Here is a 12251-nt window from a genome sequence, read left to right as displayed (position 1 = left end):
TTTATTTTTGAAGATTTTTGGTATCACATCTTATGTAAACTGTGATTCTATCATTAAACCTCCCCATATTATTTTGGAGAGGTTTGTCGCAAATATTTATCCTTCTTCCCAGTCTTCAGATGCGTTTGAATCAGCATCTGTATCGTCATTGGGAGTACCCTTTTCAGTTGCTCCACTACTAGCTTCTTCTATAGCTTTTTTAACGGCTTCTTTTATACCGTTCGATGTATTGGTTGCTCCAGAGTAAGTATCGACATCGGCAGAATTAGCCTCGATGATATCTTTAGGTAAACCTTCTAAAGCATCTCCAGCAATGTCTGGTGTTTCATCTTGTTCTATAATATCGATGGCTGTAATCTTATTGTCTTTAAATGTGACAGAAAGAACAATGTCTCCATTATATCCTTTTCCAGTCACTTCATACGTACCAGATTCTACGTGATCAATCGCAGTATTTTCTTCAGTTGTTTCTGCAACGTTTTTTGCAGATTCATCTTCTTGTATACCAGCCCCACCCGCATGATAGCCAACAAATGTAAGTGCAATAGCTGCTACTACAATCAAGATAGGATACCAGATATGATCTAATTTCTTTTTATTAAACATTCTATCATCCTTTTCGTTAGTAAGTTGTTTCACTTATTAACAGTTTAACTTAACTAACTTATAAAATCAATTTATAAGAATGGGTCGGATGCATTTATTGTGCCATTGGTCCATGTGTTGGATAAAGAAGTTGATTTTTATCGATATGCACGTGACCACCCTTATCATACGCACCGCCATCTAACGATAAGTTGACTGCTTCAGCATAGTATAAATTAGCAATCGTATCAACAATTCGATACAAGATCTCCAGCTCTCCACTGGCTCCAGCCTGCATTTCAGTAGCTAGCTCTTCAGAAAAATCAACGTGAACAATTCGATCATCATCTAAATACATGTAATTAATCATTGCTTTATCAGGCAATAAGTTAGTTGCTTCGTTATCTAGTGCTTCTTTTAATTTGTCGGTCAACGCTAGACGGATTGGGTCGTTTGTCTTCAGTTCAAATTCCATTTCAATCTCAATGGCTTGATCTAATGTTTGATAATCAAGTGCATACAGCGTAAATGGAATTTTCTCAACTGTATCCGTATTATACTCTGTTAAGGTTGATGTGACGGTCATCTCGGCATCTGAGCCAAGTTCAGTCACTTCCTTCACCAAGCCAATATCTTTGCCATAATAGCGGTGAATCTTTCCTTCATGACCCTCTGGATCTACTGTAGTCGTTGTCACTTCGATACCTTTTACCATACCTTCAGGAGTATCTAGATCTAAATCAGTGGCAGTTATTTCAACACTCTGACCGTCTCTATCTTCCCATTGTGTGCCTACCTCAATCGGCGTCTTCAGAACGATTTCTTCGCCTTCAGAGTCACTTGTTTTGGCTGTGTTAGCAAAATCATCGCGCATTAAACTACCACGATGAGTAAATATTTCAACAATACTATCCTCGCGATATTCATAAATAGAATATGTCGTTATCCCTGGATTCTGACGCTTGATCTGTACAGTATCCTCATGAATAAATTGCGGATAGGTAGTGAACTCTGCAAACTCACTACCTTCTCCTGTATAGATCCGCTCTACATTGGGGGTTTTCGGCACCCACTGTTCTAGTTCATTGACTGCTTCTGACTCATCACCCGACTCTTCTGATGGACTTTGGGTAACATCTTCAACTGACTTCTCTTTATCCTTATTTTCTTGTGAAGATTGGTCATTTGCTGACTTATTTGCTACTTCACCAGTTTGTTGGGCGTCCGCCACCTGTTCTTGTTTCTCTTGTTCTTCAGCTTCTGTCTGAGTCTTTTGCCCACAAGCCACCAACATAACTGATGAAGCAAGCAAACTTACTAATAATTTCTTCATCTGCATCACTCCTTCTTATTATTAATTTATTTGAATAAACTCTGGTATATCTTCTGGATAGATAATTTTATTTTTAGGGATGTGTATATGGCTACTCTGAAAACTATCCCCTTCAACAGTTAAATTAACTGCTTTTGCATTGTACAGTTGAAGTACCGTACGGATTACTCCATAAAGAGTAGCTGATTCCTGATCTCTTGCTGCAATCATATCATCTGAAAATTCTTTAGATAAATCAACATGTACAATATCCTGATTATCAATATACATATAATTAATGATAACATTTTCAGTTAATAAATGATGCATATCATTACTCAACGTTTCTTTTAAAGCATCTTCTAGCGCCATTCGCATTGGGTCATTCGTATTTAAAAATAATTTACTATTTTTCTTATTATGTGATCGTTTATCCATTCCTAATGCATAAATCGTAATTGGAATCTCTTCAGGGACATCTTGTTCAAAGCCAATTAATTTAGTCGGGATTTCTGGTCCACCCGGTCCCATTAAACTAGTTTCTTTAACAATACCAACATCTTTTCCAAAATATCGATAAGTTTGTGACTTTCCTTCATATGGTGGTTCATTATTTACAGTTGTCGTTGTCACTTCTATTCCTTCAACTTTTCCTAGTGGTGTTTCAAAAAAGAATCCTGTATCAGTGATTTCACTATATATTTCGAGATGTTCGTGGTTATGCTCCCATCTATTTCCTACCTCAATAGGTGTCTTTAAAATAACTTGATTGACTTCTTCATCTAACGTTTTCGCAGTATTCTTAAAGTCATCACGGAATATTTTTCCAACACTAGAAGCTGGATTTAAATATTGTCCTGCATAAATAATTTCAGTATCCGTAAATTCATACAACTCATAAGATACTTCGCCACCATCTGTGTTAGCTCGCTTTAGTTGCATATAATTATCTCGAACAAATTGTGGATAGACTTCATAAAAAGTATTAATTGCTGCTTGCGTTTCATAAATAATACGAGTATCTTTATGTTTCGGGAACCATTGTGTTAATTCATTATCATTTTTGGTAACTTCTTGCTCTTCGTCTGACTCTTCAATAATTTTATCAACTGTCTCTCCAACATCTTCCGAATCCATTACGATTTCCTCAGTTTCATTATTTAATTGATGAACTACTTGATCATCATTATTTGATTGTTGACTGTCACATCCTATTAATAAGAGAGAAGATGCGAACAGTCCATAAGTAAGTCGTTTCATAAAAGCTCTCCAATCATCATGTCAATAAGCGCTACCATCCTTACCTCTATTATACCATAAATAAGTTGCATTAGAAAAAGCCCCCGCTAAGCGAGAGCTCGAAATTTTTTACCCTTCAAAGGCATCTGTTAACGGAGGGACAACTTGTTTTTTACGTGAGACGACACCTGGTAATTTAATTTGATGGTCGTTGACTGTTTCATTGAAGGCAGCTTCGACTGTCTCAATTCCTGAACCGACAACTAGCCCAACCGTATCACTCTCTAGAATATTAGTGATAAGAAGCAATGTTAAGTCATATCCCTCTGCAACATTATTTTTCTCAGCTAACTCAATGAGCTCATCTTTACGTTGAAGTAATTCCTGAACATCAACGACATTAACTTGTCCAATGCGAACTGTTTTGTCTCCCATTTCAAAGCTTTTTGCATCACCATTTAAGATATCTTGGGCTGATTTACTATTTACATTTGTTCCAGCTTTTAGCATCTTCATACCGTATGCGTGTAAATCAACCTCAGCAATTTCAGCCAATTCTTGTGCAGCGCGTTCATCTTCTGCCGTACAGGTCGGTGATTTAAATAGCAATGTATCGGAAATAATAGCGGACAGCATCAAGCCTGCAATATCCTTTGGCACATCGATGCCGTATTCTTTATATATCTTGAAGATAATCGTATTCGTACAGCCCACTGGTTCAGCTCGGTAATAAAGTGGTCCAGCCGTTTCAAAATTTGCAATACGATGGTGATCGACAACAGATAAAATCTCGAATTCATCGATGTTGTCTAAACTCTGTTGCGGTTCGTTATGATCAACAAGCATAACAGCTTCTACATTACTATCGGCTTCAGTTACAATTCGCGGCGCTTTTGTATTAAAGAAATCTAGTGCATATTGTGTCTCTTCTGAAATTTCTCCTAACGCAACCGGCTCAACATCCTTACCTAATTGGTTCTGCAAATAAGCAAAACTAATAGCGGATGTTACAGCATCCGTGTCAGGACTTTTATGCCCAAAAACTAAAATATTACTCATAATATCTCTCCTATCAAAACTTTTTCTCTACTATTCAGAATACGATAAATGAACATTTTTTGCAATTCAAACACCAAAAAATCAGCTAACTTTTAGTGTTAACTGATTTCTTGAACTATTTATTTATATTGATCTGTTTTAAGAATCTTATTGGCATTTTCGACACGCTCTTTTGAGGGTGACTCGATACCTTCTAGTCGATAAGGAATGCCCAGTTGCTCGTATTTATAGACACCAAGTTTATGGTAGGGTAAAACTTCAACCTTAGCCACTGAGTCCAAACTATCAATAAAAGCACTTAATTTTTTTAAATCCTCATCAAAATCAGAACGCTCAGGTACTAGGACATGGCGGACCCACATCGGTATGCCACGCTCAGATAAATCACGTGCCATATTTAAGATGCTTTCGTTCGGATGACCTGTATATTTACGGTGGAAATCACTGTTAATATGCTTAATATCCATCAGCACTAAATCAGTATATTTCATTAACTCATCAAAACGACTATAGAATGGTTCATCTTTGGTAAATGGTTGACCGCATGTATCTAGCGACATATGAATACCTTTTGCTTTTGCTAAGCGGAAGAATTCAATTAAGAAGTCAATATGAATGAGCGGCTCCCCGCCACTAACGGTAATTCCACCATTTTCACCCCAGTAATCACGGTAATCCAAGGATTTCTCTAATAATTCTTCTGGTGTATAGGGAGTGCCACCGCCCATATTCCATGTGTCAGGGTTATGACAGAACTCGCAACGCATACGACACCCTTGCATGAAGACGACGAAACGAATACCTGGTCCATCGACTGTTCCAAAACTTTCTGTTGAATGTACGTATCCGATTGGTTGCTCTGCCATAATACTGACTCCTTCTGTGTCTACTTAGTTTTATATTGTTATTTAATCTACCTTACATTGATTCGTGGAATGTACGGCTAATAACATCCATTTGTTGTTCACGAGTTAATTTAATGAAGTTAACTGCATAGCCTGATACACGAATTGTTAGTTGTGGGTATTCACTTGGGTTTTCCATTGCGTCAAGTAAAGTCTCTTTATTTAAGACGTTAACGTTTAAGTGGTGTCCACCTTTTTTAGCGTATCCATCTAACATTAAGCTTAAGTTCTGTTTTTGTGTGTCGATGTCTTTTCCAAGTGCACCTGGTACGATTGAGAAGGTGTTAGAAATACCATCTTTTCCGTTTTTGTACGGTAATTTTGCAACAGAGTTTAGACTTGCTAATGCTCCTTGACAGTCACGTCCGTGTAATGGGTTAGCTCCTGGTGCGAATGGTTCACCCGCACGACGCCCATCTGGAGTGTTTCCTGTCTTCTTACCATACACTACATTTGATGTAATTGTCAAGATAGAAGTTGTTGTTTCTTGAGCACGGTAAGTGTCGTGTTTTTTCAATTTTGTAATAAAGCGGTCTAAGATGTCAACAGCTAAGTCATCAACACGTTTGTCGTTGTTACCATATTTAGGGAAGTCTCCTTCGACTTTATAGTCAACTGCTAAGCCATCTTCGTTACGGATAACGTGAACTTTAGCGTATTTAATTGCTGACAAGGCATCAGCTGCAACGGAGAATCCAGCAATACCTGTTGCCATAGTACGGTGAATCTCTGTATCGTGTAAAGCCATCATAATACTTTCGTAGCTGTACTTGTCATGCATGTAGTGGATAACATTCAATGTGTTGATGTAGAGTTCACATAACCATTCAAGCACTTGGTCATATTTCTCCATCACTTCGTCAAAGTCAAGAATGTCAGATTCAATCTTACCAAAGTCTGGACCTACTTGTACTTCAGACTTTTCGTCCACTCCACCATTAATTGCGTATAGGAGTGCTTTTCCTAAGTTCGCACGCGCTCCGAAAAATTGCATTTGTTTTCCAATTTCCATTGCAGATACACAACAAGCAATTCCGTAATCATCACCGTACTCTGGACGCATGACTTCATCGTTCTCGTACTGAACAGCACTACTTTCAATAGATACTTTAGCAGAGTATTCTTTGAAGTTTTGAGGTAAGTCTGGTGACCATAGAACTGTTAAGTTTGGTTCTGGTGCAGGCCCTAAGTTTGTCAATGTGTGTAAGAAACGGAAACTGTTTTTCGTTACAAGTGGACGTCCGTCAAGTCCAACCCCTGCGATAGCTTCTGTTACCCAAGTTGGGTCCCCACTGAATAATTCATTGTATTCTGGTGTACGAGCAAATTTCACAAGACGTAATTTCATAACGAAGTGGTCAACGAATTCTTGAGCTTCTTTTTCTGTAATAACGCCTCGCTCTAAGTCACGTTCAATATAAATGTCTAAGAATGTAGAGACACGACCCAGTGACATAGCAGCCCCATTTTGTTGTTTAATGGCAGCCAAGTATGCCAAGTATGTCCACTGGAAGGCTTCTTGAGCTGTTTCAGCTGGACGAGATAAGTCGTATCCGTAAATACGGCCTAATTCAATTAATTCGTTTAATGATTTGATTTGTTCGGACAACTCTTCACGTTGACGGATAACCGCCTCAGTCATTTTGCCGTTACCATAAGTGCTGTGTTCACGTTTTTTGTCTTCAATTAAGAAGTCCAATCCGTATAAAGCCACACGACGGTAATCTCCGATGATTCGTCCACGTCCGTAAGCATCTGGCAATCCAGTAATAACTCCACTACGACGAACTTCTCTCATTTCCGGTGTGTAGGCAGAGAAAACTCCATCGTTGTGTGTCTTACGGTAGTCACGGAAGATGTGTGACATTTCTGAATCAATTTCGTATCCATATGCTTCAGCAGATAATTCAGCCATGCGGATACCACCAAATGGTTGGAATGAACGCTTGAATGGTTTATCTGTTTGGAAACCAACAATCGTTTCTAATTCTTTATTCAAGTATGCAGCGCCGTGTGATGTAATGGTAGATACAACTTCTGTATCCATATCCAAGACGCCACCTGCTGCAAATTCTTTACGGTTAAGCTCCATTACTTGTTCCCATAATTGTTTAGTTGCATCTGTTGCCTCGGCTAAGAAACTTTCGTCCCCTTCATAGAGATCATAGTTGTTCTGGATAAAATCTCTTACATCAACACTTTCTTGCCATTTTCCTTCTTTGAATCCGTCCCACTGTTTAATATCGGCTACTTTTGTATTCATAAGTATCCCCTTCCAAATTAGTTATTATTTATTTGTTACGTTCACTATATCACATTTATTTGTGAAAGACAATACTTTTTGTAACAGATATCAAAATAATTATCAAAAAACAGGATAAATACACAATAAATCTTGTTGTAACAAGCTTTTTCTTGTTTTTCAAGAAAAAATATCTGTTATAAAAAACAAAAAAGCACCCAAAAAGGATGCTTTAAAAATTATATTGTTCAGTAGTTATTAATTATTCGTTTCGATAATATCCAAGAGTTGGTAACGGTAACCCGTAATCTCACCATCTTCATCTGTATTTAAGATAAAGGAGCCATTATTATCGCGTGTAGCTGGTGTATAATCAGCCGGGTTAACGGCAAATAGCTTGTCTTTATCAGTTAACAGCTGAATTGGATCAGGTTCATTCATATCTACATCAATCACATATTGAATGCGATGTGGATTTGTTTTTAGTTGACGAATAATCTTCAAGCCTCGATTCGCACGTGACCCTTCATCGAAGCTTGCTAATGATAGTTTTTTCACACTTCCTCGGTGTGTAATAACCATCGCTTCTTTACTTGGATCTTCCCGTTCGAAGATAATCCCGCTCACAACAACATCATCATCTTTCAAGTTGATTGATTTCACACCAATCGCATTAGCTCCAACAGTTGACACTTCTGACAGCTGGTAACGGAGCCCGTAACCTTTCGCCGTGGCAATAAAGATATCCTTATGTTGATCACTTTCAATTCGATATAATCCCACAACATAATCTGCATCAGACTTTAATTTAATAGCTGTAGAACTCCGTGATTTGTACGTCCGTTTTGGTTCGAATTCATTCTCCAAGGTTTGTTTAATATAACCATCTCTCGTAATGAAGACATACTTAGCTGTATCACTCAATTCACGGTAACTGTAGACTGCTTTTATTATTTCGCCGCTTGCTAAGGACAGACTACGTGATAAATGTTCACCGACATCCTTCCACCGAATATCTGGTAGTTCATGCACGGGTCGATTAATCACATTTCCTTTGTTCGTAAAAATGAGCAAGTGGTCTAAAGTTGATAACTCTTCAGCAAATAGCAATATATCGTCTTGTTTCTTACCAAGTTCCTCAACTTTAGAAGCGGCATAAGAACGTAAGCTGGTCCGCTTTAAGTAACCCTGTTCTGTGACTGTTACAATAGCTTGTTCTTCTGTTACTAGTACTTCTGTCTCAACTTTTAGCTTCTCGATCTTATCTTCGACTTGCGTTAAACGTGGTGAGCCATAAGCTTTTTTAACAGCCAACAATTCCTCTTTGACAATTTCATCAAGTGTCGATGCATTGGATAAAATATCTTGATAATGTGCAATATTGCCAGCTAATTCATCTGCTTCTTCCTGTAGTTGCGTAATATCCGTGTTCGTTAAACGATATAATTGTAACGTTACAATCGCTTCTGCTTGAGCATCTGTAAATCCATACTCATCCATAATATTAGCTTTTGCATCAGCTTTATTTTCACTGCTACGAATCGTTTTAATCAACTTATCCAAGATAGAGACGGCTTTAATTAAACCTTGTACAATATGTTGACGTTTCTCAGCTTTGTTCAGCAGGAAGGTGGTTCGCTTCGTAATGACATCTTTTTTATGTTCTAGATACGAGTTTAATATTTGAGCTAAACTGACTTGTTGTGGTCGGCGATGATCGATAGCAATCATATTCAGATTGTACGACACTTGCAGATCAGTATGCTTCAAAATATAGGTCAAAATCCCTTCTGCATCCACATCACGCTTCATCTCAACAACAATACGAAGCCCTTCACGATCCGTCTCATCTCGCACATCAGCAATCCCATCTATTTTCTTCTGAATTCGAATATCATCAATTTTACGTACTAACTTCGACTTGTTTACCTCATACGGAATTTCAGTAATCACAATTTGTTCTTTACCGCCACGAATCGATTCAATCATTGTTTTTCCGCGAACAATAATTTTTCCTTTACCTGTTTTGTATGCTTTTTTCAGCCCTTTTGTCCCTTGCATAATACCACCAGTGGGAAAATCAGGTCCTTGAATGTAATCCATCAATGTCTCTAAACGCGCATTCGGATACTTTAATAGATGTATGGTTGCATCGATCACTTCAGCTAAATTATGCGGTGGAATATCCGTTGCATAACCAGCTGAGATTCCAGTTGCTCCATTGACCAGTAAATTTGGGTAGCTAGCTGGTAAGACAGTGGGCTCTTCCAGCGTATCATCAAAATTCAGGACATGTTGGACGGTTTCTTTATCAATATCACTCAACAGTTCGCCGGCAATTTTAGATAAACGAGCTTCCGTATAACGCATCGCTGCTGGAGGATCGCCATCCATACTTCCATTATTCCCGTGCATATCAATTAGGGGCTGTCTCATTTTCCAATCTTGGCTCATCCGTACCATAGCATCATAGACTGAAGAATCACCGTGTGGATGATAATTTCCAATAACATTCCCGACTGTCTTAGCAGACTTACGGAAGGCTTTATTGTACGTGTTATTATCCGCATACATTGCATAGAGAATTCGGCGTTGAACCGGTTTCAGACCATCTCGTACATCAGGCAAGGCCCGATCTTGAATAATATACTTCGAATAGCGACCGAACCGATCACTCATAACATTCTCTAATGTTAATTCTTGAATTTGTTGGGGTTGTTCCTGAGCCATTTAGTCATTATCCTTTCTACCTGTCATGTCTACTGTTTCATCTGGCACGTGATCTCCACCGACATTCGTCTCTAAGATACTGCCATCTTCAGCTAATGTAAACTCAACATGCTCTTCAATCCATTCTCGACGCGGATCTACTTTACTTCCCATTAAGGTCGAAACGCGTCGCTCTGCTTTTTCGCTATCTTCAATTGTCACACGGATTAAGGTTCGGGTTGCAGGATCCATGGTCGTCTCCCATAATTGATCAGCATTCATCTCACCGAGACCTTTATAGCGTTGAATTGTATAAGGTTTGCCCACCACATCCAACATACGCTCTAAATCTTCATCTGTCCAGGCATATTCAATTGTTTTTTTCTTGCCACGACCAGACTCCACCTTATAAAGAGGCGGCAGGGCTAAATAAACTTTACCGGCTTCAATTAATGGCTTCATATACCGGTAAAAGAATGTCAATAGTAACACTTGAATATGCGCTCCATCTGTATCAGCATCCGTCATAATAATGACCTTATCATAATTACAATCAGCTAAATCAAATTCTGGCCCGGCGCCAGCCCCGATCGTATAAATCATCGTTGAAATCTCTTCATTTTTCAAAATATCTTGGAGTGAAGCTTTTTCCGTATTGATGACCTTTCCTCGCAAAGGCAGAATCGCTTGAAACTTCCGGTCACGTCCTTGCTTCGCTGAGCCACCTGCTGAATCCCCCTCCACTAAATATAATTCATTCTTATCCGCATCCTTACTCTGGGCGGGTGTTAATTTTCCAGATAATAACCGTTCACGCTTTTTCTTTGAAGTGCCATTACGAGAGTTATCTTTTGCGCGACGGGCTGCTTCTCGTGCTTTTCGGGCTTTAATCGCTTTGCGTAAGAGTTTTTTAGATAATTCACCGTTTTCGGCTAAGAAGTAACTCAACTGATCACTAATGATGCTATCAACAACACCACGCGCTTGAGGCGTGCCGAGTTTTTCTTTCGTCTGGCCTTCGAATTGAAGGAGCGCTTCTGGCACACGAATGGACAATACCATTGCAATTCCTTCGCGCACATCACTACCTTCCAAGTTCTTATCTTTATCTTTCAAGAGATCCACTTTACGTGCATAGTCATTGAATGTCTTCGTAATGGCACTCTTCGCTCCTGTCTCATGTGTTCCACCATTACGCGTCCGCACATTATTAACAAAACTTAAGAGCGTCTCTGAGTAGCCATCATTATATTGGAACGAAAACTCGACCTCAATTCCTTGAGCAGTTCCTTCAAAATAAGCAATTTCTGATAGAGTATCTTTTTCTTCGTTCAGATACGAGACGAACGCTTGGATGCCATCTTCGAATAAAAACTCATCAGCTTCCTGATCCCCACGTTCATCTTTTAGCGTCATTTTTGTTCCTTTAACTAAGAAGGCTGATTCACGCAAACGTTCCTTAATCGTCTGATAATGAAAGGCCGTACTTGAGAAAATCTCCGCACTTGGCTTGAAGCGAATCATTGTTGAGCTTTTTTTATGCGAAATTTTTTTCTTCACAACACCGCCTTCCGGATGACCTCCATTAACAAATTGTTGTGTGTAACGATAGCCACCCTTCTCAACCGTCACCGTCAACCACTCGGAGAGCGCATTTACAACAGAAGCTCCAACACCATGCAGTCCACCTGACGTTTTATACGCACCATCACCGCCAAATTTTCCACCAGCGTGCAGTACGGTAAAAATGACTTGCATGGTTGGAATACCTGATTCATGCATCCCAACCGGAATCCCTCGCCCATTATCAGTAATCGACACACTACCATCTTTATGTACAACGACATCGACTTGATCCGCATAACCTGCCAAGACCTCATCGATCGCATTATCAACAATCTCATATACTAAGTGATGTAGTCCTCTACTATCCGTTGATCCAATATACATCCCTGGCCGCTTGCGAACCGCATCCAATCCTTCTAATATTTTAATCGACGCATCTGTATACCCTTGCTCTGCCACATTAGCCACTCCTTTTTTAATCATGCCTTTTTATCATACCATACTTACAACCATTTTTAAATCACACCATTTTTTACTAAACCATGACAGTTCCTACAACAAAAGCAACATAATTGTCTACCGATCATTCATCATTTAATTTTTTTTAACATTATTTTTATGATAAACTATAGAT

The 12251-nt window shown here is 38.9% G+C and carries 8 protein-coding genes; all 8 read right to left on the bottom strand.

Annotated features, from left to right (window positions below):
• Positions 1–96: 96 nt before the first annotated feature.
• Positions 97–606, bottom strand: a complete 510-nt coding sequence (locus HMPREF9703_RS08615) for an FMN-binding protein (protein WP_004636177.1) — start codon at positions 604–606, stop codon at positions 97–99.
• 94 nt (positions 607–700) lie between these two features.
• Positions 701–1918 carry a GerMN domain-containing protein gene (locus tag HMPREF9703_RS05235; protein ID WP_004636176.1) on the bottom strand — a complete coding sequence of 406 codons (1218 nt, stop codon included), beginning with the start codon at positions 1916–1918 and terminating at the stop codon, positions 701–703.
• Between the two features lie 21 nt (positions 1919–1939).
• Entirely contained in the window at positions 1940–3157 is a 1218-nt protein-coding gene (locus HMPREF9703_RS05230; protein WP_004636175.1) for a GerMN domain-containing protein, read from the bottom strand.
• A gap of 108 nt (positions 3158–3265) precedes the next feature.
• Positions 3266–4195 (bottom strand): manganese-dependent inorganic pyrophosphatase, encoded by a 930-nt coding sequence (locus HMPREF9703_RS05225; protein WP_004636174.1) that lies wholly within the window; start codon positions 4193–4195, stop codon positions 3266–3268.
• 119 nt (positions 4196–4314) lie between these two features.
• The gene (pflA, locus tag HMPREF9703_RS05220) at positions 4315–5061 is read right to left on the bottom strand and encodes a pyruvate formate-lyase-activating protein (RefSeq protein WP_004636173.1); all 747 of its coding nucleotides are present in this window, start codon (positions 5059–5061) and stop codon (positions 4315–4317) included.
• A 52-nt stretch (positions 5062–5113) separates the two neighbouring features.
• On the bottom strand, positions 5114–7363 hold the full coding sequence (pflB, locus tag HMPREF9703_RS05215) for a formate C-acetyltransferase (RefSeq protein WP_004636172.1): 2250 nt from the start codon (positions 7361–7363) through the stop codon (positions 5114–5116).
• Positions 7364–7600: 237 nt separating this feature from the next.
• Complete coding sequence (gene parC, locus HMPREF9703_RS05210) at positions 7601–10072, bottom strand: DNA topoisomerase IV subunit A (protein WP_004636171.1); 2472 nt, start codon at positions 10070–10072, stop codon at positions 7601–7603.
• Positions 10073–12100 carry a DNA topoisomerase IV subunit B gene (gene parE, locus HMPREF9703_RS05205; RefSeq protein ID WP_040376824.1) on the bottom strand — a complete coding sequence of 676 codons (2028 nt, stop codon included), beginning with the start codon at positions 12098–12100 and terminating at the stop codon, positions 10073–10075.
• Positions 12101–12251: the final 151 nt, after the last annotated feature.

Origin of the sequence: Dolosigranulum pigrum ATCC 51524 (genome assembly GCF_000245815.1) — a bacterium.
Lineage (GTDB): Bacteria > Bacillota > Bacilli > Lactobacillales > Carnobacteriaceae_A > Dolosigranulum > Dolosigranulum pigrum.
Note: the sequence above shows the minus strand (reverse complement) of the source record. Positions and strands in the feature narration are given on the sequence as shown.

What these genes read in the sequence shown, in the direction of transcription:
- HMPREF9703_RS08615 (WP_004636177.1), bottom strand. Translation starts at nt 606, where the DNA reads ATGTTTAATAAAAAGAAATTAGATCATATCTGGTATCCTATCTTGATT.
- HMPREF9703_RS05235 (WP_004636176.1), bottom strand. Translation starts at nt 1,918, where the DNA reads ATGAAGAAATTATTAGTAAGTTTGCTTGCTTCATCAGTTATGTTGGTG.
- HMPREF9703_RS05230 (WP_004636175.1), bottom strand. Translation starts at nt 3,157, where the DNA reads ATGAAACGACTTACTTATGGACTGTTCGCATCTTCTCTCTTATTAATA.
- HMPREF9703_RS05225 (WP_004636174.1), bottom strand. Translation starts at nt 4,195, where the DNA reads ATGAGTAATATTTTAGTTTTTGGGCATAAAAGTCCTGACACGGATGCT.
- pflA (WP_004636173.1), bottom strand. Translation starts at nt 5,061, where the DNA reads ATGGCAGAGCAACCAATCGGATACGTACATTCAACAGAAAGTTTTGGA.
- pflB (WP_004636172.1), bottom strand. Translation starts at nt 7,363, where the DNA reads ATGAATACAAAAGTAGCCGATATTAAACAGTGGGACGGATTCAAAGAA.
- parC (WP_004636171.1), bottom strand. Translation starts at nt 10,072, where the DNA reads ATGGCTCAGGAACAACCCCAACAAATTCAAGAATTAACATTAGAGAAT.
- parE (WP_040376824.1), bottom strand. Translation starts at nt 12,100, where the DNA reads ATGATTAAAAAAGGAGTGGCTAATGTGGCAGAGCAAGGGTATACAGAT.